This is a genomic window from Pseudomonas abietaniphila (assembly GCF_900100795.1).
Lineage (GTDB): Bacteria > Pseudomonadota > Gammaproteobacteria > Pseudomonadales > Pseudomonadaceae > Aquipseudomonas > Aquipseudomonas abietaniphila.
Window position 1 is genome coordinate 247,280 of sequence record NZ_FNCO01000005.1, and the last position, 24,814, is coordinate 272,093.

The 24,814-nt window shown below is 60.5% G+C and carries 19 protein-coding genes; 14 read left to right on the forward strand and 5 right to left on the reverse strand.

Annotated features, from left to right (window positions below):
• Window positions 1–211 precede the first annotated feature (211 nt).
• Window positions 212–1,075, reverse strand: a complete 864-nt coding sequence (gene tsf, locus BLS87_RS12150) for a translation elongation factor Ts (RefSeq protein ID WP_074752734.1) — start codon at window positions 1,073–1,075, stop codon at window positions 212–214.
• 187 nt (window positions 1,076–1,262) lie between these two features.
• Window positions 1,263–2,003 (reverse strand): 30S ribosomal protein S2, encoded by a 741-nt coding sequence (gene rpsB, locus BLS87_RS12155; RefSeq protein ID WP_074752735.1) that lies wholly within the window; start codon window positions 2,001–2,003, stop codon window positions 1,263–1,265.
• A gap of 337 nt (window positions 2,004–2,340) precedes the next feature.
• On the opposite strand from rpsB, the gene map reads away from it, so the two are divergent.
• The 3 genes from map to dapC all read left to right on the forward strand — a co-directional run bounded on the left by map (window position 2,341) and on the right by dapC (window position 7,150).
• Window positions 2,341–3,123 carry a type I methionyl aminopeptidase gene (map, locus tag BLS87_RS12160; RefSeq protein WP_074752736.1) on the forward strand — a complete coding sequence of 261 codons (783 nt, stop codon included), beginning with the start codon at window positions 2,341–2,343 and terminating at the stop codon, window positions 3,121–3,123.
• A gap of 50 nt (window positions 3,124–3,173) precedes the next feature.
• A complete protein-coding gene (locus BLS87_RS12165) occupies window positions 3,174–5,873 on the forward strand; it encodes a [protein-PII] uridylyltransferase (protein ID WP_074752737.1) in 2,700 nt (899 codons plus the stop codon).
• An 80-nt stretch (window positions 5,874–5,953) separates the two neighbouring features.
• Window positions 5,954–7,150 (forward strand): succinyldiaminopimelate transaminase, encoded by a 1,197-nt coding sequence (gene dapC, locus BLS87_RS12170; RefSeq protein WP_074752738.1) that lies wholly within the window; start codon window positions 5,954–5,956, stop codon window positions 7,148–7,150.
• Window positions 7,151–7,165: 15 nt separating this feature from the next.
• Here dapC and BLS87_RS12175 read toward each other — a convergent pair whose 3' ends face one another.
• Window positions 7,166–8,815 (reverse strand): Na+/H+ antiporter, encoded by a 1,650-nt coding sequence (locus BLS87_RS12175; RefSeq protein ID WP_074752739.1) that lies wholly within the window; start codon window positions 8,813–8,815, stop codon window positions 7,166–7,168.
• A gap of 233 nt (window positions 8,816–9,048) precedes the next feature.
• On the opposite strand from BLS87_RS12175, the gene BLS87_RS12180 reads away from it, so the two are divergent.
• The 4 genes from BLS87_RS12180 to BLS87_RS12195 all read left to right on the forward strand — a co-directional run bounded on the left by BLS87_RS12180 (window position 9,049) and on the right by BLS87_RS12195 (window position 12,206).
• Window positions 9,049–9,405: an ArsC family reductase gene (locus tag BLS87_RS12180; RefSeq protein ID WP_074752740.1), complete on the forward strand. Its 357-nt coding sequence runs from the start codon at window positions 9,049–9,051 to the stop codon at window positions 9,403–9,405.
• 31 nt (window positions 9,406–9,436) lie between these two features.
• Window positions 9,437–10,471 carry a 2,3,4,5-tetrahydropyridine-2,6-dicarboxylate N-succinyltransferase gene (gene dapD, locus BLS87_RS12185; protein WP_074752741.1) on the forward strand — a complete coding sequence of 345 codons (1,035 nt, stop codon included), beginning with the start codon at window positions 9,437–9,439 and terminating at the stop codon, window positions 10,469–10,471.
• Window positions 10,472–10,599: 128 nt separating this feature from the next.
• Entirely contained in the window at window positions 10,600–11,805 is a 1,206-nt protein-coding gene (locus BLS87_RS12190) for an aminotransferase class V-fold PLP-dependent enzyme (RefSeq protein WP_074752742.1), read from the forward strand.
• Window positions 11,802–12,206, forward strand: coding sequence for a SufE family protein (locus tag BLS87_RS12195; RefSeq protein ID WP_074752743.1), 405 nt, complete (start codon window positions 11,802–11,804; stop codon window positions 12,204–12,206). The genes BLS87_RS12190 and BLS87_RS12195 overlap by 4 nt, the downstream gene beginning before the upstream one ends.
• A 564-nt stretch (window positions 12,207–12,770) precedes the next feature.
• On the opposite strand, the gene tcdA is transcribed toward BLS87_RS12195, so the two are convergent.
• Window positions 12,771–13,601 (reverse strand): tRNA cyclic N6-threonylcarbamoyladenosine(37) synthase TcdA, encoded by an 831-nt coding sequence (tcdA, locus tag BLS87_RS12205; RefSeq protein ID WP_074752745.1) that lies wholly within the window; start codon window positions 13,599–13,601, stop codon window positions 12,771–12,773.
• A gap of 378 nt (window positions 13,602–13,979) precedes the next feature.
• Here tcdA and BLS87_RS12210 point away from each other — a divergent pair, with 378 nt between their 5' ends.
• From BLS87_RS12210 to BLS87_RS12240, 7 genes are all read left to right on the forward strand, one after another.
• A complete protein-coding gene (locus tag BLS87_RS12210) occupies window positions 13,980–16,568 on the forward strand; it encodes a glycosyltransferase family 2 protein (RefSeq protein ID WP_074752746.1) in 2,589 nt (862 codons plus the stop codon).
• A gap of 187 nt (window positions 16,569–16,755) precedes the next feature.
• On the forward strand, window positions 16,756–17,907 hold the full coding sequence (gene dapE / locus BLS87_RS12215) for a succinyl-diaminopimelate desuccinylase (protein ID WP_074752747.1): 1,152 nt from the start codon (window positions 16,756–16,758) through the stop codon (window positions 17,905–17,907).
• On the forward strand, window positions 17,907–18,716 hold the full coding sequence (locus BLS87_RS12220) for a putative RNA methyltransferase (RefSeq protein WP_074752748.1): 810 nt from the start codon (window positions 17,907–17,909) through the stop codon (window positions 18,714–18,716). The genes dapE and BLS87_RS12220 overlap by 1 nt, the downstream gene beginning before the upstream one ends.
• A 77-nt stretch (window positions 18,717–18,793) precedes the next feature.
• Window positions 18,794–19,171 carry a hypothetical protein gene (locus tag BLS87_RS12225; RefSeq protein ID WP_074752749.1) on the forward strand — a complete coding sequence of 126 codons (378 nt, stop codon included), beginning with the start codon at window positions 18,794–18,796 and terminating at the stop codon, window positions 19,169–19,171.
• A gap of 308 nt (window positions 19,172–19,479) precedes the next feature.
• Window positions 19,480–21,972, forward strand: coding sequence for a glycerol-3-phosphate 1-O-acyltransferase PlsB (gene plsB, locus BLS87_RS12230; protein WP_074752750.1), 2,493 nt, complete (start codon window positions 19,480–19,482; stop codon window positions 21,970–21,972).
• Between the two features lie 103 nt (window positions 21,973–22,075).
• Entirely contained in the window at window positions 22,076–22,474 is a 399-nt protein-coding gene (locus BLS87_RS12235) for a YbaY family lipoprotein (protein WP_074752751.1), read from the forward strand.
• A gap of 45 nt (window positions 22,475–22,519) precedes the next feature.
• Entirely contained in the window at window positions 22,520–23,209 is a 690-nt protein-coding gene (locus BLS87_RS12240; RefSeq protein ID WP_074752752.1) for a DUF4197 domain-containing protein, read from the forward strand.
• A gap of 912 nt (window positions 23,210–24,121) precedes the next feature.
• On the opposite strand, the gene BLS87_RS12245 is transcribed toward BLS87_RS12240, so the two are convergent.
• Window positions 24,122–24,688 carry a DUF4337 domain-containing protein gene (locus BLS87_RS12245; protein ID WP_074752753.1) on the reverse strand — a complete coding sequence of 189 codons (567 nt, stop codon included), beginning with the start codon at window positions 24,686–24,688 and terminating at the stop codon, window positions 24,122–24,124.
• Window positions 24,689–24,814: the final 126 nt, after the last annotated feature.

Sequence of the window (24,814 nt, forward strand, 5' to 3'; positions counted from 1 at the left end):
AATCTCTCCTGCGGCGTTTTAAAAAAAAATCTTCAGAGCTGCGGGCCGTTTCAGCCTGCGGCTTGCGAGCCTGCTAACTCTAGGCTACTGCGTCAGGGATGTGCAGCCTCGTAAGCCACTCTCCCTGAAAAAACAAATTCCCCGCCGCTTTGACAAAGAGGCTGCGCGCGTGAGCGGGCAGCCTCTTTGGGGCGACAGTGGTAAAACCGTCTTATTGCTTGCTGGCAGCTACTTGAGCAGCGACTTCTTCAGCGAAGTTGTCGACTGGCTTCTCGATGCCTTCGCCTACTTTGAAGTAGGTGAAAGAAACGATTTCAGCACCGGCTTTCTTGGCCAGCTCACCGACCTTGATTTCCGGGTTCTTGACGAACGCTTGCTCGACCAGGCTGGCTTCAGCCAGGAACTTGGAGATACGGCCGGCAACCATCTTCTCGGCGATATCGGCAGGCTTGCCTTTCAGCTTGTCTTCGTTCAGCTGCAGGAAGACATTCTTCTCGCGCTCGATCGCTTCAGCGGAAACGTCGGTAGGCAGCAGGAATTCAGGGTTGCTGGCAGCCACGTGCATGGCGATGTCTTTGGCCAGTTCAGCGTCGCCGCCTTTGAGGGCCACAACGACACCAATCTTGTTGCCGTGCAGGTACGAACCCAGTACGTCGCCTTCAACACGCGCCAGACGACGGATGTTGACGTTTTCGCCGACTTTGGCAACCAGAGCGGTACGCTCGGTTTCCTGAGCTTCGATCAGTTGCTCAACGGTAACGTCTTGCTGATCGAACGCTTTTTCGACGCTGGAAGCGACGAAGTTCTTGAAGTCATCCTGCAGAGCCAGGAAGTCGGTCTGCGAGTTGACTTCGATCAGGACAGCACGCTTGCCGTTGTCCTTGATTGCGATGGCGCCTTCGGCAGCGATGTTGCCTGCCTTTTTAGCGGCCTTGATTGCGCCGGATGCACGCATATCGTCGATGGCTTTTTCGATGTCGCCGCCAGCCTTGGTCAAGGCCTTTTTGCAGTCCATCATGCCTTCGCCAGTACGCTCGCGCAGTTCTTTGACCAACGCTGCAGTAATCTCTGCCATTTCAAAATCCTCTTGGATAGGTCTTCAACCATTCCACCCGCCGGGCGGGCGTTCAAATTCTTGAAAATCCATGGTGACAGCTGCGCATGACAATAAGATCGATGGCAACGCCAGATGGTTTTCGAGGTGGCAAAAAGGGGGCCAAGCCCCCTTTTTGCGTACTGAGTAAACGCTAGGCGTTTGCTACTCAGCCTTCAACAGTTGCCGCTGGAGCTTCTTCAACGTAAACGTCGGTGCCGCCAGCAACGTTGTTGCGACCACGGATAACAGCGTCAGCCATCGAACCCATGTACAGCTGGATGGCGCGAATGGCGTCATCGTTACCTGGGATGATGTAGTCAACGCCTTCCGGGCTGCTGTTGGTATCGACTACGCCGATAACCGGGATACCCAGCTTGTTGGCTTCGGTGATCGCGATGCGCTCGTGATCAACGTCGATAACGAACAGTGCGTCTGGCAGACCGCCCATGTCCTTGATACCACCCAGGCTACGATCCAGCTTTTCCAGATCGCGAGTGCGCATCAGCGCCTCTTTCTTGGTCAGCTTGGCGAACGTACCGTCTTCAGCCTGAACTTCAAGCTCACGCAGACGCTTGATGGAAGCACGGATGGTTTTGAAGTTGGTCAGCATGCCGCCCAACCAGCGGTGATCGACGTACGGCGAACCGCAACGTGCTGCTTCTTCAGCAACGATCTTGCCAGCGGAACGCTTGGTGCCGACGAACAGAATCTTGTTTTTGCCCTGAGCCAGGCGCTCAACGAAAGTCAGCGCTTCGTTGAACATAGGCAGGGTTTTTTCAAGGTTGATGATGTGAATCTTGTTACGCGCGCCGAAAATGTACTTACCCATTTTCGGATTCCAGTAACGGGTTTGGTGACCGAAGTGCACACCGGCCTTCAGCATATCGCGCATGTTGACTTGGGACATGATAGTTCCTTGATAAGTCGGGTTAGGCCTCCACGTATCCCAATGACCAACCAACGGCTTGAACCGAGGGCACCCAGGTCATCGTGTCGACACGTGTGTGGGTTTGGGCTTTCGGGGCTTACCCCGTAAAGCGGCGCATTTTATATCACAAAAGCTCTGATAACGGAACCCGAAATAACATCCTGTTTTCAGGGGCTTTTTGTCTGCGTTGCGCCAACGGACGATGAGCCCGCCAGCCGCTATATAAGGAAGCGATGATAACCCGCCCGGCGGCGGTCTGGTAGAATCGCGTTTTTCCGTGTTTAGCTGCGGCCCTGCCGCGCCGAGAGAGCCTTGTATGTCCGTTACCCTCAAAACCCCTGAAGACATCGAAAAGATGCGAATTGCCGGTCGTCTGGCCGCAGACGTCCTGGAAATGATCGGGGCGTACGTCAAGCCTGGCGTCACCACCGATGAACTGGACCGCATCTGCCATGACTACATCGTCAACGAGCAGAAGGCCATTCCGGCTCCGCTGAACTACAAGGGTTTCCCGAAATCCATCTGCACTTCGATCAACCATGTGGTCTGCCACGGTATTCCCAACGAGAAACCGCTGAAGGACGGCGACGTGCTGAACATCGACGTGACCGTCATCAAGGACGGCTACCACGGCGACACCAGCAAGATGTTCCATGTCGGCAAAGTGCCCGAGTGGGCAGAACGCCTGTCGAAGATCACCCAGGAGTGCATGTATAAAGGCATCGAAATCGTCAAGCCGGGGGCTCACCTGGGCGATATCGGTGAAGTCATCCAGAAGCACGCCGAGAAAAACGGCTTCTCCGTGGTGCGCGAGTACTGTGGCCATGGCATCGGCAAGGTGTTTCATGAGGAACCACAGGTCCTGCATTACGGCAAAGCGGGCACCGGCATGGAGCTCAAGGAAGGCATGACGTTCACCATCGAGCCGATGATCAACCAAGGCAAGGCCGACACGCGCCTGCTCGGCGACGGCTGGACAGCCATCACCAAGGATCGCAAGCTGTCGGCGCAGTGGGAACACACCATTCTGGTCACCGCCACCGGCTATGAAATCTTCACCCTGCGCAGCGACGACACCATTGCACGCACGTCGGCGTGATCACCACGTGCTACTTACACAGCCGGTATAGATAGAAGGAAAGCAGTTCGATGCCGCAGGTGGACCCAGATTTGTTCGATCGCGGCCAGTTCCAGGCCGAACTGGCGTTGAAGGCGAGCCCGATCGCCGCCTTTAAAAAAGCCATCCGTCAGGCCCGCGAGGTGCTGGACGAGCGTTTCAAGTCTGGCCGGGAGATTCGCCGGCTGATCGAGGATCGCGCCTGGTTTGTGGACAACATCCTGCAACAGGCCTGGGAACAGTTTGACTGGAGCGAAGACGCCGACATCGCCCTGCTGGCGGTCGGCGGCTACGGCCGTGGCGAGCTGCACCCCTACTCCGACATCGACCTGCTGATCCTGCTCGACAGCGCTGATCACGAGATTTTTCGCGACTCCATCGAGCGCTTTCTGACATTGCTGTGGGACATTGGTCTGGAAGTCGGTCAGAGCGTGCGCTCTGTCGATGAGTGTGCCTCGGAAGGCCGCGCTGACCTGACGGTGATCACCAACCTGATGGAAAGCCGCACCATTGCGGGCCCGGAGCATCTGCGCCAGCGCATGCTGGAAGTCACCAGCACCCGTGAAATGTGGCCGAGCAAGGAATTCTTCCTCGCCAAACGGGCCGAGCAGAAGACGCGCCACCACAAGTATTTCGACACCGAATACAACCTGGAGCCCAACGTCAAAGGCTCGCCAGGTGGCCTGCGTGATATTCAGACCATCCTGTGGGTGGCACGGCGTCAGTACGGCACCCTGAATCTGCACGCGCTCGCCGACCAGGGTTTTCTGCTCGAGAGCGAGAACGCGCTCCTGGCGTCTTCGCAGGAATTTCTCTGGAAGGTCCGCTACGCACTGCACATGCTGGCCGGCCGATCCGAGGACCGGCTGCTGTTCGATTACCAGACCAACATTGCGCGCCTGCTCGGTTATCAGGACAGCGACGCGAAGCTCGCCATCGAGCGCTTCATGCAGAAGTACTACCGCGTGGTCATGAGCATCGCCCAACTGAGCGACCTGATCATCCAGCACTTCGAGGAAGTGATTCTGTCGGACGACGAGAACACCGTCACCGAATCGATCAATTCACGGTTCCAGCTGCACGACGGTTACATCGAAGCGACCAACCCGAACGTCTTCAAGCGTACCCCGTTCGCCATGCTGGAAATTTTCGTGTTGATGGCGCAGCACCCGGAAATCAAGGGTGTGCGCGCGGACACCATTCGCCTGCTGCGCGAACATCGGCACTTGATCAATGATGATTTCCGCAACGATATCCGCAATACCAGCCTGTTTATCGAGCTGTTCAAGTGCGAGATCGGTATTCACCGCAATCTGCGGCGTATGAACCGTTACGGGATCCTGGGTTTGTATCTGCCGGAGTTCGGACACATCGTCGGGCAGATGCAGCATGACCTGTTCCATATCTATACGGTCGATGCCCACACCCTTAATCTGATCAAACACCTGCGTAAGCTTCAGTACACGCAGGTGTCAGAGAAATTCCCGCTTGCCAGCAAGCTCATGGGCAAACTGCCCAAACCGGAGCTGATCTACCTGGCGGGCCTCTACCACGACATCGGCAAAGGCCGTGGCGGCGATCACTCGGAACTGGGCGCGGTGGATGCAGAGGCTTTTGCCATTCGCCATCATTTGCCGCACTGGGACACCCAACTGATTGTCTGGCTGGTACAGAATCACTTGGTGATGTCCACCACCGCGCAGCGCAAAGACTTGTCCGACCCTCAGGTGATCCACGATTTTGCCCAGTTCGTGGGTGACGAAGTGCACCTTGATTACCTCTATGTGCTGACCGTCGCCGATATCAACGCGACCAACCCGACGCTCTGGAACTCGTGGCGTGCCAGCCTGTTGCGCCAGCTGTACACCGAAACCAAGCGCGCGCTCAAACGCGGCCTGGAAAACCCGGTGGACCGCGAGGAACAGATCCGCCGCACGCAAAGCGCGGCGCTGGATATCCTGGTGCGCAACGGCACCGACCCGGACGACGTCGAGCAACTGTGGTCGCAGCTGGGGGATGACTACTTCCTGCGTCATACCGCAGGCGACGTCGCATGGCACAGTGACGCCATCCTGCAGCAACCTGCCGACGGCGGACCGCTGGTCCTGATCAAAGAGACCACGCAGCGCGAATTCGAAGGCGGCACACAGATCTTCATCTACGCGCCGGACCAGCACGATTTCTTTGCGGTAACCGTGGCGGCAATGGATCAGCTGAACCTGAACATTCACGACGCACGGGTTATCACCTCGACCAGCCAGTTCACCCTCGACACCTACATCGTGCTGGACAGTGAGGGCGGCTCGATCGGCGAAAACCCTGAGCGGATCAAGGCCATTCGCGACGGTCTCACCGAAGCGCTGCGCAACCCGGACGATTACCCGACCATCATCAAACGTCGCGTGCCGCGCCAGCTCAAGCATTTCGCCTTCGCGCCGGTGGTGACCATTTCGAACGATGCGCAGCGTCCGGTCACCGTGCTCGAACTGAGCGCGCCTGATCGTCCAGGCCTGCTGGCCCGTGTCGGCAAGATTTTCCTGGAGTTCGATCTGTCACTGCAGAACGCCAAGATCGCAACGCTCGGCGAGCGCGTGGAAGACGTGTTCTTCCTGACCGACGAAAACAACCAGCCGCTGTCCGATCCGCAATTGTGCAGCCGTCTGCGGGACGCGATCGTCCAGCAGTTGAGCGTCAACCCGGAGCCGAGCAGCGAACTGCGGATCAGCATCTGACACTCGATTCAACGACCCGAACATTCGATTCAAGGCGCCCTCCCGAGGGAAGGCGCCCCGCTTCTTGAGACCGATCGCCCATGAATAACGCCCTGCAACAGCTTCAGCCTTACCCGTTCGAAAAGCTTCGCGCCCTGCTCGGCAGTGTCACGCCGAACCCGGACAAGAACCCCATTGCGCTCTCTATTGGCGAACCCAAGCACACGTCACCGGCGTTCGTCGCCAAAGCATTGGCCGACAACCTCGCCCAGATGGCGGTCTATCCCACCACTGCGGGCATTCCTGCATTGCGTGAAGCCATCGCCCAATGGTGCGAACGTCGTTTCAGCGTCCCGCAAGGCTGGCTGGACGCAGGCAAGCACGTGCTGCCGGTCAACGGCACGCGTGAAGCGCTGTTTGCCTTCACCCAGACGGTGGTCAACCGCAGTGACGACGCACTGGTGGTGAGCCCTAACCCGTTCTACCAGATCTATGAGGGCGCAGCGTTCCTGGCTGGCGCCAAGCCGCATTACCTGCCTTGCCTGGCCGAACACGGCTTCAATCCGGATTTCGACGCAGTGCCTGCCGCTATCTGGAAGCGTTGCCAGATCCTGTTCCTGTGCTCCCCGGGCAACCCGACGGGCGCGTTGATCCCCGTCGAAACGCTGAAAAAACTCATCGCACTGGCCGACGAACATGATTTCGTGATCGCCGCCGACGAGTGCTACAGCGAGCTGTATTTCGACGAAGGCACCCCGCCGCCAGGCCTGCTCAGCGCTTGCGTTGAACTGGGCCGCAAAGACTTCAAACGTTGTGTGGTGTTTCACAGTCTGTCAAAGCGCTCGAACCTGCCGGGGCTGCGTTCGGGTTTCGTGGCTGGCGATGCCGATATCCTCAAAGCCTTTCTGCTCTACCGCACCTATCACGGTTGCGCAATGCCGGTTCAAACCCAGCTCGCGAGCATTGCCGCCTGGAGCGATGAAGAACACGTACGCGCCAACCGCACGCTGTATCGCGAGAAGTTTGACGCCGTATTGGACATCCTCTCGCCAGTCATGGACGTACAGCGCCCCGATGGCGGCTTTTACTTGTGGCCGAGCGTCGGTGGCGACGATGCACAATTCTGCCGCGACCTGTTCGTCAACGAACACGTGACCGTGGTGCCAGGCTCCTACCTGTCCCGTGATGTCGACGGTTTCAACCCGGGTGCTGGCCGTGTGCGCATGGCGCTGGTTGCGCCACTGGCCGAGTGCGTCGAGGCGGCGGAGCGGATTCGCGAGTTCATCAGAAACCGTTGACCGCGGTTCGGCGGGCTATTTCACCACGCCAAGGTTGGCCTCGTTCAGGTCAAGCTCTGCCAGTACGATACGCAGCACGTCATCACCGATCTGGTGATGACGGTGCAGGCTGTACAGCTCCAGTCGCTGGGCCCGCAGCGCATTGACGCGCATCCGCTTCTCCAGCTGATCCATCTGAAACGCCAGGGCCTGGGCCTCGGCGGTGTCGTTGAAGATCTCCAGGCGATGCCGGTATTCGGACATGATCCGCGACTTCACTTCGGTGGCCAGCACGGCCTGGGCGGCATCGGGCGAGGTGCTGGTGGCGCCGGGAATCTCCTGGTTTTCCAGTGTCTGGATGGCCGCCTCGGCGGTGCGCTTCCAGGCGTCACGCACTTCCCGCTTGAGGCGCAGGTCCGGTTCGGAAACCAGCCCGCGCAACAGCAGTGGCAAACAGATGCTCGCCACCACCAGCGACAGCAGGATCACACCCGCCGCGATGAAAATCAGCAGATCCCGCTCGGGAAACGCGACGCCTGCGGCGATCAGCATGGGCACCGACAACGTACCGGCCAGTGTCACCGCTCCCCGCACACCGCCCACCGTCAGCAGCAACGAGGAACGCGCCGACAATTCGACCATGCCTTCGTTATGCCCGCGCCAACGCCCGACCAGCACCATCAGACGCCAGACGCTGCGCACCCAGACATAGCGAAGCACCGCCAGGACGACAAAAATCGCCAGCACATCAAGGCAGCGCCAGAGCAAGGTCGGCCAGAGCGTGGGCTCGTCGTGGGTGACCGCGCTGACGATGTCCGGCAGTTGCAAACCCAGTAGCAGAAAAATCAAGCCATTGAACGCGAACTCAAGCAAGGTCCAGACACTGCGGTTGAGCAACCGGGTGCTGGTCTGACGCGGCAGGAGGTCGACCCAGCTTTGCATCATGCCCGCGGCCACCGCCGAGAGAATACCCGACAGTTCCAATCGTTCTGCCAGCACATACGCGGCAAACGGCAGCAGCAACATGAACACCACGTGGGTCGCCGGATCGTCCCAGCCTCGGGTGATCATCCAACTGCGAAAACGCCCCACCAGCCAGCTCAGGACCACGCCGACTGCCAGGCCGCCGCACGCGACCAGCACGAACGTGAGGCTCGAATCGGTGAGTGAGAAGACGCCGGTGATGGCGGCCGCCAAAGCGAATTTGAAGGTCACCAGGCCCGTGGCGTCGTTCATCAACGCTTCGCCTTGCAACAGCCGCATGATCGGCGCGGGCAGACGGTCCTGAGCAATCGCCGACACCGCCACAGCATCTGTCGGCGACAGTACAGCGCCCAGTGCGAATGCCACCGGCAACGCAATGGTCGGCAACAGCCAGTGGATGAAATACCCCGCGCCGATCACGGTGAAGATCACAAGCCCGACCGCCATGGTCAGGATCGGGCCGCGATAGCGCCAGAAATCGCGCTTCGGCATGCGCCAGCCATCGGAGAACAACAGCGGCGGCAGAAACAGGAAAAGAAACAACTCGGGATCCAGCGCGACGTGCAACCCGAGAGTGGGCCACGCCAGCAACGCGCCCGCTGCGATCTGCACCAGAGGTAGCGGTAGCGGAATGACCCGGGCCAGCAATCGCGAGACACCTACCAGCGTCAACAAGATAAGGACGGTATAGGCTGTCTGCATTGCGTGTTTCCCCGAGCGAGCGACTTTTTGACTGACACCCCGAGCAGACCCGAGCGCAGCGTCGAAGTGCCATATTAGCCGTTTAAGCTCGTGCCACGTCTTGATACATAGGTATGACCGCGCACCAAAATCCTCTGTAAACCCGTTCAACGCATCGGCAGTCCGCGCCCAAGCGGTTTGTACGTGGCATAATCCGTCACCGTTTTTTTCAACATCCCAAAGGGGGCAAGCTCATGGCCGATAAAAAATTGCACCTTTACGGGATCAAAGCGTGCGACACGATGAAGAAGGCTCGCACCTGGCTCGATGAAAAACCGGTGAGCTACGATTTCCACGACTACAAAACGCAGGGCATCGACCGCGAACACCTGACCCAGTGGTGCAATGAGCACGGCTGGCAGACGGTGCTGAATCGCGCCGGTACGACCTTTCGCAAACTGGACGAGGCGCAGAAAGCCGATCTCGACCAGGACAAGGCGATCAAACTGATGCTCGCCCAGCCGTCGATGATCAAGCGCCCGGTGCTGGATCTTGGCGACAAAACCCTGATTGGTTTCAAACCCGAACTGTACGCAGCGGCTATCGCCTGATTGAGATAGCCCTAAATAACGAGGTATTTCCATGTCCACTTCCCTGTTCAGCCTGGCCTTCGGCGTTGGCACTCAAAACCGTCAAGGCACCTGGCTGGAAGTTTTCTACGCCCTGCCGCTGCTCAACCCGTCGGCTGAAATCGTCGCCGCCGTTGCGCCAGTCCTGGGTTACACCGGTGGCAACCAGGCCATCACCTTCAACACTGACCTCGCCTCGAAGCTGGCTGACGCGTTGAAATCGGTCGACGCAGCACAGGCTGCGCTGCTGACCCGCCTGGCGGAAAGCCACAAGCCGCTGGTCGCCACGCTGCTGGCCGAAGATGCCGCGCTGACGTCCACGCCTGAGGCTTACCTCAAGCTGCATCTGTTGTCTCACCGCCTGGTCAAGCCTCATGGCCTGAGCCTGGCGGGCGTGTTCCCGTTGCTGCCAAACGTGGCGTGGACCAGCCAGGGTGCCATCGACCTGGGCGAGCTGGCCCAGCGTCAGCTGGAAGCCCGTCTGAAAGGCGAGCTGCTGGAAGTCTTCTCCGTCGACAAGTTCCCGAAAATGACCGACTACGTGGTGCCGGCTGGCGTGCGCATCGCTGACACGGCACGCGTCCGTCTGGGCGCCTACATCGGCGAAGGCACCACCGTGATGCACGAGGGTTTCGTCAACTTCAACGGCGGCACCGAAGGCCCGGGCATGATCGAAGGCCGTGTATCGGCTGGCGTATTCGTCGGCAAGGGTTCGGACCTGGGCGGCGGTTGCTCGACCATGGGCACCCTGTCTGGCGGTGGCAACATCGTGATCAAGGTGGGCGAAGGCTGCCTGATCGGCGCGAACGCAGGCATCGGTATCCCGTTGGGCGACCGCAACACCGTGGAAGCCGGTCTGTACATCACCGCAGGCACCAAGGTCGCCCTGCTGGATGACAAGAACGAACTGGTCAAGGTGCTCAAAGCCCGTGATCTGGCCGGTCAACCTGACCTGCTGTTCCGTCGCAACTCGCAAACCGGCGCCGTGGAATGCAAATCCCACAAGTCGGCCATCGAGCTGAACGAAGCGCTGCACGCTCACAACTGATCGACATGTGAGGCGAATTCATTCCGGACAGTGTCTGGACAAGGGACGTTACCTTCGTGACGTCCCTGTCGGCAGCACCGCCGCATTGCGAATGAATTCGCTCCCACAGTGGAGAGAGCACGATCCTCATGTCCCTTATTTCTCCCTGGCGCGCTGACTTTCCTGCCCTCGACGCCCTTGAACGGCAAGGCCAGACCTACCTGGACAGCGCCGCCACCGCACAAAAGCCTCAAGCCCTGATCGACGCGCTGGCGCATTACTACGCCAATGGCGCCGCCAATGTGCACCGTGCGCAACATTTGCCGGGTGCCCTGGCGACTCAGGCGTTCGAGGACACCCGCCACAAAGCAGCCGAGTGGCTGCATGCCGGTGCTTGCGGACAGGTCGTGTTTACCCATGGCGCAACCTCCGCGTTCAACCTGCTGGCCTGCGGGCTGGAACATCTGTTTCAGACAGGCGACGAGATCGTCATCAGCGCACTGGAACACCACGCCAACCTGCTGCCCTGGCAGCAACTGGCTAAACGCCGCGGCCTGAAGCTGGTGGTGCTGCCGCTGACCGCACAGGGCGTGATCGATCTGGACGCTGCGCGCAACCTGATCGGTTCGCGGACGCGTCTGCTTGCCGTCAGCCAGTTGTCCAACGTGCTGGGCACCTGGCAGCCGGTGGCCCCGTTGATTGCGCTGGCGAAGGCTCATGGGGCTTTCACCGTGATCGACGGGGCTCAAGGTGTGGTCCACGGTCGCCACGACGTACAGGCGCTGGACTGCGATTTTTACGTGTTTTCCAGCCACAAGCTCTACGGTCCTGACGGCGTCGGTGTGTTGTTCGGTCGGCATCAGGCCCTGGCGCAGCTGCGGCCCTGGCAATTCGGTGGCGAGATGGTGTTGCAGACCGATTATCACCACGCGACCTTTCGCCCTGCCCCATTGGGTTTCGAGGCCGGTACGCCACCTGTTTCCGGCGTGATCGGGCTGGGCGCGACGCTGGACTACCTGAACGATGTCAACCACCTCGCAGCTGCCGAGCATGAGGCGAATCTGCACGCGCTTCTGCGTGCCGGGCTGGTGCTGCGCGAGGGCGTGCAACTGGTGGGTGAGCCCGAGGTGGCGTTGGTGAGCTTCGTGATCGACGGTGTGCACAACGCTGATCTGGCGCATTTACTCACCGAGCAAGGCATCGCCGTGCGTGCGGGTCACCATTGCGCGATTCCGCTGATCAACACACTGGGCCTGTCCGGTGCCATCCGTGTATCGCTGGGGATTTACAACGATTCCGACGACCTGGAGCGGTTTTTCAACGCGCTGGATCAGGCATTGGAGTTGCTGCGATGAATCTGCCCGAACCGGCCCGCACAGCGGTTGAAACGTTCGGCACCTCGCTGAGCTGGGAGCAGCGTGCCCGTTTGCTCATGCAATGGGGCGACCGGTTGCCGGCCATGGCGGACGACGAGAAGACCGACGAGCATCTCGTGGACGGTTGCGAGAGCAAGGTCTGGCTGCTCGCCGACGTCATCGACGGTCACTGGCAATTTCGTGCCGCAAGCGATGCGCGGTTGATTCGCGGGCTGGTGGCGCTGCTGCTGGCACGGGTCAACGGTCTGTCGGCACAGGACCTGGAACAGGTCGACCTGCCGGACTGGTTCAATCAGCTGGGCTTGAGCCGCCACTTGTCACCGTCACGCAGCAACGGCCTGAATGCGGTGCTGCAGAAGATGCGGCAATTGGCGGGTTGAGCCACAGACGCAGACGCCGGTTTCACCCTGTGGGAGCAAGCTCGCTTGTAGGGTGTGCATTTCCACCATCTGGGGTGACGCTGATGGTTTGGTTTGTCCTAACGTCCAAACTGTTCCGCCTTCGGCGGGTTACTTGAAAACCGGAATGCCGGACCATCCCCAAGTAACCAAGGGTCTCCGGCTCCTGGTTGGGCTCCTCCTTCGTCGGAGTTCCTTCAATCCGGCGACGCTCCGTGGGCCCGCGCTGAACGGACATCCATGTCCTAGCAGCGCTCTCGCGGCATCCATGCCGCTCGACCCACTCCGCGCCACCTGCGTTCAGCCTGCACCCAAGTCGCGTTTTGTGGTGTCTGGCCTGCTGCGGTATGAAGATCAAAAGCCAGAGCGCGCTTTGCGCCATTTGGGTGATTGTTCCCACGCTCCGCGTGGTAACAGATGCAATGGCGCTCTGCGTCATCCAGGAGGTGACGCATGCTGTCAGGCGTTGCGACGCTCGATAAGCGGATTGACACCACTGGTTTGAGAACCATCGAATCTCCAACACCGGTCAAGACAACCAGCCATTCAGGACTGAGCAGCTTCCTTCGCCTTGGCCCGATCAGCCGGGCGCCTTACGCCCGCGACGATCTTGTCCACCGCTTTGGTCGCCGCCACCATGCCAAAGGTGGCGGTCACCATCATCACGGCACCAAATCCACCGGCGCAATCCAGCTTCACGCCGTCGCCCACGAAGCTCTTCTGCAGGCAGATGCTGCCGTCCGGCTTCGGGTAACGCAGTTGTTCGGTCGAAAACACGCACGGCACGCTGTAATGACGGGTGACGGTGCGCGAGAAGCCATAATCACGGCGCAGGGTCGAGCGCACCTTTGAAGCCAGCGGGTCGTTGTAAGTGCGATTGAGGTCACAGACCTGAATCAGCGTCGGGTCGATCTGCCCGCCCGCACCGCCCGTGGTGATGATCTGGATCTTGCGCCGCTTGCACCAGGCGATCAGCGCCGCTTTGGCGTTGACGCTGTCGATGCAGTCGAGCACGCAGTCGATATTCGGCGTGATGTACTCAGCCATGGTCTCGCGGGTGACAAAATCGGCCACGGCGCGCACGGTGCAATCCGGGTTGATTTCACGCAGACGGTCGGCCATGACCTCGACCTTGGGCCGACCGACGGTGCTGGTCAGGGCATGCAGTTGGCGGTTGCTGTTGCTGACGCAGACGTCGTCCATGTCGAACAGCGAGATCTCGCCCACGCCGCAGCGGGCCATGGCTTCGGCCGCCCACGAACCGACGCCGCCGATACCGACCACCGCGACATGGGCCGCGCGCAAACGCTCCAGGCCTTCGATGCCGTACAAACGGGCGACGCCAGCAAACCGCGGATCTTCTGTGCTCATGACCAATACCCCAAAAAACCGGCGCGCATTATAGGCCTTGCTGAGGTTTGGAACAGCAGTTGGTTGCGGGTGTTTGGTCTGAAAACCTGAAGTTGATGGCAGACCCTGTCGGATGCCGGCTGAGTGCGGGCCGCGTTCAGTCGAATGCGGTGGTTCAGTCAATACATGCTTCACTGACACACCGCATTCGCTGCCGTCGTAACCTCCGACGTCTCCTACAGGGATATTCGTCGCCGAGGGAAACGCGACAACCCCCGAGTCTGTGTAGCGAAACGGACTACATTTTTTTCGGAATAGAACTTCAACCTTTGTCGACTGCCAAAGCCCTTGCTGGCTGACGTTCGTCAGCTTTTCCCCGTTCCCCTCTTGGAACCTGAAGTACCTATGCCATCGCGTAAATTTGGACTCAACCTGGTTGTCGTCGTGGCGATTGCCGCGCTGTTTACCGGTTTCTGGGCGTTGATCAACCGCCCGGTCACCGCCCCCAACTGGCCGGAACAGATCTCTGGATTCTCCTACTCCCCGTTCCGACTGGGGCAAAACCCACAGAAAGGCGTGTACCCGTCCGACGAGGAAATGCGTCAAGACCTGGAGCTGATGAGCAAAGAGACTGACAACATCCGCATTTATTCCGTGGATGGCAGCCTCAAGGACATCCCCAAGCTGGCCGAAGAGTTTGGCCTGCGTGTCACGCTGGGCATCTGGATCAGCCCGGATCTGGAGCGTAACGAGCGAGAAATCAACACCGCCATCGAACTGGCCAACACCACCCGCAGTGTGGTTCGGGTCGTCGTGGGTAACGAGGCGCTGTTTCGCGAGGAGATCACCCCCAAGGACCTGATTGCGATCCTCGACCGTGTGCGCGCGGCGGTAAAAGTGCCGGTCACCACCTCCGAACAGTGGCATATCTGGGAGAAATACCCGGAGCTCGGCAAGCATGTCGATCTGATCGCTGCGCACATCTTGCCGTACTGGGAACACATCCCGATGGAGAAAGCCGGCCAGTTCGTATTCGACCGGGCGCGGGAACTGAAGCACATGTTCCCGAAAAAGCCGCTGCTGCTGTCGGAAGTCGGCTGGCCGAGTAACGGCCACATGCGCGGCGGCGCCGATGCAACGCAGGCCGATCAGGCGATTTACCTGCGTACGCTGGTCAACAAACTCAACCGCCAAGGCTTCAATTACTTCGTGATCGAGGCCTTCGACCAGCCGTGGAAGGCCAGCGACGAAGGGTCGGTCGGCGCGTACTGGGGCGTGTTCAACGCCGCGCGCCAGCAGAAATTCAACTTCGAAGGCCCTGTGGTCGCGATCCCGCAGTGGCGCGTGCTGGCGATTGGCTCAGCAGTGTTGGCGATGCTGGCACTGGCCTTGATGCTGATCGATGGCTCGGCCCTGCGCCAGCGTGGTCGGACCTTCCTGACGTTCATCGCATTCCTTTGTGGTTCGGTGTTGGTGTGGATCGGGTACGACTACAGCCAGCAATACAGCACCTGGTTCAGCCTGCTGGTCGGGTTCCTCCTGGCGCTCGGCGCTTTCGGGGTCTTCATCGTGCTGTTGACCGAGGCGCACGAATTGGCCGAAGCGGTCTGGACCCACAAGCGGCGTCGTGAATTCCTGCCGGTTGAAACGGACACCGCCTACAGGCCGAAAGTCTCGGTGCATGTGCCTTGCTACAACGAGCCGCCGGAGATGGTCAAACAGACCCTCAATGCCCTGGCCGCGCTGGATTACCCGGATTTCGAAGTGTTGCTGATCGACAACAACACCAAAGACCCGGCCGTCTGGGAGCCGGTGAAGGCCCACTGCGAGATGCTCGGCGAGCGCTTCAAGTTCTTTCACGTCGCGCCACTGGCCGGCTTCAAGGGCGGTGCGCTGAACTACCTGATCCCGCACACCGCGCCGGACGCTGAAGTGATCGCAGTGATCGACTCGGACTACTGCGTCGACCGCAACTGGCTCAAGCACATGGTCCCGCACTTCGCCGACCCGAAAATTGCCGTTGTGCAGTCGCCACAGGATTACCGCGACCAGCATGAAAGCGCGTTCAAGAAGCTGTGTTATTCGGAATACAAAGGTTTCTTCTACATCGGCATGGTCACCCGCAACGACCGCGACGCAATCATCCAGCACGGCACGATGACCATGACCCGTCGCTCAGTGCTGGAAGAATTGGGCTGGGCCGACTGGTGCATTTGTGAAGACGCCGAGCTGGGCCTGCGCGTGTTCGAAAAAGGTTATTCGGCGGCGTACGCCCACAACAGCTACGGCAAAGGCCTGATGCCGGACACCTTCATCGACTTCAAGAAGCAGCGTTTCCGCTGGGCCTATGGCGCGATTCAGATCATCAAGCGTCACGCCGCCAGCCTGCTGCGTGGCAAGGACACTGAGCTGACCCGTGGCCAGCGCTATCACTTCCTCGCGGGCTGGCTGCCGTGGGTGGCCGATGGCATGAACATCTTCTTCACGGTCGGCGCACTGTTGTGGTCGTCGGCGATGATCATCGTGCCCAATCGGGTCGATCCGCCCCTGCTGATTTTTGCGATTCCGCCGCTGGCGCTGTTCTTTTTCAAGGTCGGCAAGATCATCTTCCTGTACCGTCGCGCCGTCGGCGTGAACCTCAAGGATGCGTTCTATGCCGCGCTGGCCGGGCTGGCGTTGTCGCACACCATCGCGAAGGCGGTGCTGTATGGCTTCTTCACCACCAGCATCCCGTTCTTCCGCACGCCTAAAAATGCGGACAGCCACGGTCTGTTGGTCGCGATTTCCGAGGCACGGGAGGAGCTGTTCATCATGTTGCTGCTGTGGGGCGCGGCACTGGGCATCTGCCTGGTGCAGGGTCTGCCAAGCAATGACATGCGTTTCTGGGTGACCATGTTGCTGGTGCAATCGCTGCCGTATCTGGCCGCGCTGATCATGGCCTTCCTGTCCTCGCTGCCCAAACCCAAGACAGCGACCGAGCCCGCCACGGCCTGAAACAATTGTGCGCTGTACTAAACGGCGGCCTTCGGGTCGCCGTTTTGCTTTAAGATATCTGCCGTTTTGTAGGAGCGCGCTTGCCCGCGAATGCTTTGTGTCAGATACCTATGATGTGCCAGACAGAACGCATTCGCGGGCAAACGCGCTCCTACAGGGTTAACACTCCTACTTCTGCGGACCTTTCATGACAGCCCCAGCCGACCTCTCGCCCACTCTGCAACTCGCCTGCGACCTGATCCGTCGCCCATCGGTCACGCCGCTCGACGCCGATTGTCAGGCCGTGATGATGAAACGCCTGGGTGATGCGGGTTTCATGCTGGAGCCGATGCGCATCGAAGAGGTGGATAATTTCTGGGCCACCCACGGCACGCAGGACGGTCCGGTGCTGTGCTTCGCCGGTCACACCGACGTGGTGCCAACCGGCCCGGTCACGGCCTGGCAGAACGACCCGTTTGACGCACTGATCGACGAAAACGGCATGCTGTGCGGCCGTGGCGCTGCGGACATGAAAGGCAGCCTGGCGTCGATGATCATCGCCACCGAGCGCTTCGTTGCCGATTACCCGAATCACAAGGGCAAGGTCGCGTACCTGATCACCAGCGACGAAGAAGGCCCGGCGCACCACGGCACCAAAGCCGTGATCGAACGGCTGGCCGCCCGTAAAGAGCGTCTGGACTGGTGCATCGTCGGCGAACCCTCGAGCACCACGCTCGTCGGCGACGTGGTCAAGAACGGCCGTCGTGGCTCGCTTGGCGCCACCCTGACCGTCAAAGGTATCCAGGGCCATGTGGCTTATCCGCATCTGGCGAAGAACCCGATTCATCTGGCGTCCCCGGCCCTGGCGGAACTGGCGGCCGAACACTGGGACGAAGGCAACGCATTCTTCCCGCCGACCAGTTTCCAGATCTCCAACCTGAACTCGGGGACCGGCGCGACCAACGTGATTCCGGGTGACCTGACGGCGGTGTTCAACTTCCGTTTCTCCACCGAGTCGACGGTTGAAGGCCTGCAGAAGCGCGTCGCCGACATCCTCGACAAACACGGCCTGGACTGGCACGTGGAGTGGGCGTTGTCGGGGCTGCCGTTTCTGACCGAGCCGGGCGCCCTGCTCGACGCGGTGGCAGCCAGCATCAAGACCGTCACCGGTCGTGACACCCAGCCGTCCACCAGCGGCGGCACCTCGGATGGGCGCTTCATCGCAACCCTGGGCACGCAGGTGGTAGAACTGGGCCCGGTCAACGCGACCATTCACCAGGTCAATGAACGCATTCTGGCCAGCGATCTTGACGTGCTCACCGAGATCTACTACCAGACTCTGGTCAAGTTGCTCGCCTGATGCTGACCTGCCCGATCTGCTCAGCGCCGCTCGACGCAGCGGACAACGGCGTGGTGTGCCCGGTGGGCCACCGCTTCGACCGCGCCCGCCAGGGTTACCTGAACCTGCTGCCCGTCCAGCACAAGAACAGCCGCGACCCCGGCGACAATCAGGCGATGGTCGAGGCACGCCGCGACTTTCTCAACGCCGGGCATTACGCCCCGGTGGCCAAGCGACTGGCCGAGCTTGCCGCCGAGCGTCACCCTGCGCATTGGCTCGACATCGGCTGCGGTGAGGGTTATTACACTGCACAGATCGCGACGGCCCTGCCCGATGCCGACGGTTATGCGCTGGACATCTCCCGCGAGGCCGTAAAGCGCGCCTGCAAGCGCAACCCGGACCTGACGTGGTTGATTGCCAGCATGGCCCGCGTGCCGCTGCCCGACGCCAGCGTCCAGTTCATCGCCAGCGTGTTCAGCCCGCTGGACTGGGCAGAAGCCAGGCGCCTGCTCTCGCCCGGCGGTGGGTTGATGCGGGTGGGACCCACCAACGAGCACCTGATGGAATTGCGCCAGCGCCTGTATGACGAAGTCCGTGACTACGCGGACGACAAGCACCTGGCGCTGGTGCCCGAGGGCATGACCTTGCAGCACAGCGAAATCCTGACGTTCAAGCTGACGCTGGTCGACGGTCCGGCCCGCGCGAATCTGCTGGCGATGACGCCCCACGGGTGGCGCGCCAGTGCTGAACGCCGGGCAAGCGTGATCGAGCAGGCCGAGCCGTTCGAGACCACGGTGTCGATGCGTTACGATTATTTCGTTCTGCAATAAGCACCCGGCGACCGGCAGCGAACACGTACACCGAATGAATCCGCGAATGGATTTTCCAGAACACTCACGAGGCCTCCATGCGCCAACCCGATATCGAGATTTACCTCAAAGACGCTGACGTCGATCACAAGGCCATTACCACCTGGCTGACGGCAGACATCGGCCCGTGCAGCGAATGGGCCCAGAAAGGCCAGACCTGGAAGTGCACCGCCGGGAACATCCCCGTCACCTGGATTCCCAAGGCCGTGGGCAAATGGAACAGCCTGTGTCTGGACAGCGACCAGACCCCGTGGGAAGACGACATCGCCTGCGCCCGCGCCGCGTTCGCCGCCCTCAACGTCGAAGTCCGCTGTGCGCCGGGCACGTGGGTCGAAGAAGAGAACGACGAAGACGCCGACCGCTGGATTCGCATCAGTGCCGACGGTGAAGAAGAGATCACCTGGCGTACGTCGTAAGACTGCACGCTGCAGCTCCCACAGAGATTGATTGACAGATCGTATTCGCTGCCGTCGTAACCTCCGACGTCTCCCACCGGGTTGCTCGTCATGCCTTGGATCGGTGACACACCTCAATCCCTGTGGGAGCGAATTCATTCGCGAGACGTCGGTACATCCGGCCTGAATATTTCGCCTGTCCGGTTGCAGCGCGAATGAATTCTCACACAGTGCGTGTGCCCGCGTTCTTGCGCGCAGCTTTGCCCATCCCCGCCATATGCGGCAAACTGGCCGCTTCGTGGGCGTCGTCCCCTTAGCGCAGAATTCGTATGACCCGTTCCCCGTTCCGCCGTCTTGTGTTTGGCACCCTGCGTCGCTTGCTGTACCTGTGGGTGCGTTCGGAGACCATCAATCAATCGTCGTTCACGCTCAATCTGGACCGCAGCCGTCCGGTGTTTTATGCCCTGCAGAACCCATCGCTGAGCGACCTTGCCGTCCTCGATACCGAGTGCCGCAAAGCCGGTCTGCCGCGCCCCGTGCTTTCGGTTGCGGTGGGCAATCTGACGGAACCGGCCGCATTCTTCTACCTCACGCCCGCGCCTGACTGGCTGGGCCGTCAGGACAAGCGCGGGGCACCGCCGGCACTCGAACGTCTGGTGGGCGCCGTCTCGCAAAACGCCACCGAAGACGCGCAGATCATTCCCGTCAGCGTGTTCTGGGGCCAATCGCCGGACAAGGAAGACAGCCCCTGGAAACTGCTGTTCGCCGACAGCTGGGCCGTCACCGGGCGTTTGCGCCGTTTCGTCACAATCCTGATTCTGGGCCGCAAGACCCGTGTGCAGTTCTCCGCTCCCGTCCACCTGCGCGAACTGGTCGACGAGAACAAAGGCTACGAACGTACAGTGCGCATGGCCCAGCGCCTGTTGCGCGTGCATTTCCGTAACCTCAAGACCGCCACCATCGGCCCCGACCTTTCGCACCGTCGCAATCTGGTGAAAGGGCTGGTGACCGATCCTTTGGTTAAACAGGCCATTCTCGACGAAGCCGCGCGGGAGAAGATCCCCGAAGCCAAGGCCCGCGAAAAAGCCCTGCACTACGGAAACGAAATCGCCTCGGATTACACCTACACCGCCATCCGCTTTCTGGAAGTGGTGCTGAGCTGGTTCTGGAACAAGATTTACGATGGCATCAAGGTCAGTCACCTGGAAGGCGTGCAGAACGTCGCCCAAGGCAACGAGATCATCTATGTGCCCTGCCACCGCAGCCACATCGACTACCTTTTGCTTTCGTACCTGCTGTTCCGCAACGGGCTGACGCCGCCGCACATCGCCGCCGGCATCAACCTGAACATGCCGGTCATCGGCGGCCTGCTGCGACGTGGCGGCGCGTTCTTCATGCGCCGCACGTTCAAGGGCAACCCGCTGTACACCGCAGTCTTCAACGAGTACCTGCACACGTTGTTCACCAAGGGTTTCCCGGTGGAGTACTTCGTGGAAGGTGGACGCTCGCGCACCGGTCGCATGCTGCAACCCAAGGCCGGCATGCTCGCGATCACGATGCGCAGCTTTCTGCGCAATTCCCGCACGCCGATCGTGTTCGTCCCCGTGTACATCGGTTACGAGCGTGTGCTCGAGGGCCGTACGTACCTGGGCGAATTGCGCGGCGCCGCGAAGAAGAAAGAGTCGATCTTCGACATTTTCAAAGTCATCGGCGCGCTCAAACAGCGCTTCGGGCAGGTGTCGGTCAACTTCGGCGAGCCGATCAAACTGGCCGATTTCCTCGACCACGAGCAACCGGACTGGCGGGCTCAGGAACTGGGGCCGGTCTTCAAACCCGTATGGCTCAACGAAACCACTCACCGCTTGGGCGAACGCGTGGCCCGGCACTTGAACGAAGCCGCCGCGATCAACCCGGTGAATCTGGTCGCGCTGGCCCTGCTGTCGACGCCCAAACACGCGCTGGACGATCAGGCCCTGGTGCGCGTGCTCGACCTTTACCTGACGCTGCTGCGCGCGGTGCCCTACTCCCCCCACACCACGCTGCCCGACGGTGACGGCGGTGCGTTGATCGAGCACGTGAAGGGCATGGACCTGCTGTCCGAGCAGAAAGACGCGCTGGGCAAGATTCTGTACCTGGATGAGCAGAACGCCGTCCTGATGACGTACTACCGCAACAACGTGTTGCACATCTTCGCGCTGCCGGCGTTGCTCGCGAGTTTCTTCCAGAGCTCGTCGCGCATGAGCCGGGAACAGGTCCTGCGCTACGCGCGCGCGCTCTATCCGTACCTGCAAGCCGAGCTGTTCATTCGCTGGTCGCTGGACGAACTGGATGCCGTGATCGATCAATGGCTGGCGGCGTTCGTTGAACAGGGCCTGCTGCGTTTCGAGAACGACGTCTACCTGCGCCCGGCCCCGAGCTCGCGTCATTTCGTGTTGTTGACCGTGCTGTCGCGCGCCATCGCCCAGACCCTGCAACGCTTCTACATGTCGATTTCGCTGCTGCTCAACAGCGGCCAGCACACGCTGACGGCAGAAGAACTGGAGGACCTGTGCACGATCATGGCCCAGCGCCTGTCGATCCTGCACGGCCTGAATGCACCGGAATTCTTCGACAAGAGCCTGTTCCGCCACTTCATCCAGACGCTGCTCGACCAAGACGTGTTGCGCAAGGACGAAGGCGGCAAACTGGGTTATCACGAACTGTTGGGCGAACTGGCCGAAGGCGCGGCCAAGCGCGTACTGCCCGCCGAAATACGCTTATCGATTCGCCAGGTGGCACTGCATCGCAATGAAGAGGTCGTAGACACAGACCCGAGCGTCTGACGCATCCTCCGTGGGCGTAAGCTTCCTCACGAAGAAGTCCGTCCGCACAAAACACGTCGCACAGCGTAAAGGCACGCCGGCGCACGACAAGGAGATTCACCCGATGAAACACCTTCTGCTGACCTTGATGACCACCGTCCTCGCCGCGTGCGCCCATGCGCCGGACAACCTGCCCGGCACCGTCGATGGCGAAGTGTTCTACGTGCAACGGATGGCATTGCCGCCGACCGCCACCTTGCAGGTCACCCTTCAGGACGTGTCGCTGGCCGATGCGCCGGCCCAGACACTGGCCAGCCAGAAAGGCCCGATCAAAGGGCAAGTGCCGTTGCCGTTCCACCTGACCTACGATCAGAAGCAGATTCAGCAGGGCCACACCTACGCCGTCAGCGCGCGCATCGAAGTCGACGGCAAGCTGCTGATGATCAGTACCGAGCGCTACACCGTGGACCTGACACTGGAAGAAAAACCGCCGGTGAAGATCCGCCTGAACCCGGTCCGATAAGCCGGCCGCACACTGCTTTCTCTCTTTTTGAAAAGGACGTTACCCATGCTGCTTCGCACGCTTTCATTCACTGGCCTCTGCGCCGGCCTGATGCTTTCAGCCAGTGCCTTTGCGCTGTCGCTCAGTGACCTGTCGCAATCGGACGCTACCGGCGGCCTGAAGGATGCGCTGACCCAAGGTGCACAGATCGCCGTCAAGCAACTGGGCGTGCCGGGCGGTTTCAGCAACAACAAGGACGTGCGCATCGAACTGCCGGGCAAGCTGGGCAAGGTCGCAAGCAAGATGAAGATGCTGGGCATGGGCACTCAGGTGGAACAGTTGGAAACCAGCATGAACCAGGCGGCCGAAGCGGCCGTGCCACAGGCTCAGGCGCTGTTGGTCGATGCCGTGAAGAAGATGAGCGTGTCGGATGCCAAGGGGATTCTGAGCGGCGGCAAGGATTCGGCTACTCAGTACCTGAACAAGTCAAGCCGCGAGCAGATCCGCGCCAAGTTCCTGCCGATCGTGAAGCAGGCCACCGACAAAGTGGGTCTGGCGCAGAAATACAACGCCTTTGCCGGTCAGGCGGCCAGTCTGGGCGTGGTTGATGCCAAGGATGCGAACGTCGAAGGTTATGTCACCGAGAAGGCGCTGGACGGGTTGTTCGAGATGATCGCCAAGCAGGAAGAAAGCATCCGCGCGAATCCGGCGGCTGCGGCGACGAGTCTGGCGAAGAAGGTGTTTGGGGCGCTGTAAGCGCTTTGCGTTCTTCTGTTTGACGGCTGTTAGGTCGGGTGTATATCCGTTATTTCGGGTGGCGCTGGTACGTTCTGGCTAACGCCAGACCTGTTTCGCCTTCGGCGAGTTACTTTTTCAAGAGCCAAAAAGTAACCAAAAGGCCCTGCTCCTGGTTGGGCCCGACTTCGTCGGGTTCCTTCACTTCGACGACGCTCCGTGGGCCCGCGCTGAACGGACATCCATGTCCTGACAGCGCTCTCGCGGCATCCATGCCGCTCGGCCCACTCCGCGCCGCCTGCGTTCAGCCTGCACCCAAGTCGCGTTTTGTGGTGTCTGGACCATTGATGTCGAAGAGCAAAATCAACAGCAGCAGCGGTAGCTGAAATATCAGGCTGACGCAGTCCCTGTAGGAGCGCGCTTGCCCGCGATCTACCGCGCAGCGGTAGCAAAATCAGGCGACTCAATCATGCCTGGCACTCCGCACGCACAGGTCTTGCTGCCGGTTCCCGGCAGATCGCGGGCAAGCGCGCTCCTACAGTTTGGGGTGGCGTGCGGATGATTGATGCACTATTCAAAATTGCGAAGAGCGTTAGCTCCAGCCCGAGTTGCTCTTGTACGCGATAGTCCAGACACCGCAAAGCGCGACTTGGGTGCAGGCCAAACGCAGACGGCGCGGAGTGGGTCGAGCGGCACGGATGCCGCGAGAGCGCCGCAAGGACATGGATGTCCGTTCGGCGCGGGCCCACGGAGCGTCGTCGGAGTGCGGGTACCCGACGAAGTCGGGCCTAACCAGGAGCCAACCCTTGGTTACTTGGGGTTATCAAGTAACTCGCCGAAGGCGAAACAGATCTGGCGTCAGCCAGAGCCCAACTGGCGCCAACAGAAACACACCCAACATCAGCACCTAAAACATCAGCACCTACAGCCAGATCAAAGGTGCAGCCAGGCCATCACCCCCAACACCACGCTCACCCCGCCCGCGCCGTACGACACCTTCTGCAACCACTCCTTGCGAGTGAGCAACGTAATCGCCGCCAGCGAAATGGCCATCTGGATCGCCATCATTGCCTGCGCCCAGCGATGGTGAGAATGCAGTACACGCTCGGACTTCTCATCCCACTCTTGCGCCTGAGCCTCAAGCGCCTCGGCCTTGGCGCGCGCGGCTTCCTTGTCCGCCTTGTAACGTTGCACCTCTGCCGTGTAGTGCGCCGCGTCCAGACCCGGAATGTGGCTCGCCAGGTCTGCAAGGTTTTCCCGGCTCGACTTCGCCTGGTAGTAATTCCACTGATTGGAGGCCTCGGTCTTCTTGATCGCCGCGTTGTTCTTGTCCATCGCCGCCTCGCTCTCGGTCGAGCCGGCCTGATAACTGAGCATTGCGCCGACCGTGGCCATGATCGCCGTCATGACGGCAATCTTCCCGGCAAAACGATCGCCAGAACGGTGCGCGTGCTCGACATGATGTTCGTGAGGGCTGGGGACTTCGAAGGATTCGGACATGGACGTTCTTGCGCCTGAAAAGACGTTGAAACCGATAGTGCTTGAGCAGCCGGAGCTGGCCGGGGCGAATATAGGGGATATCCCCAGGCCAGAGAAGCCGCGCAGTGATTCTGTTCAGCAATTAGA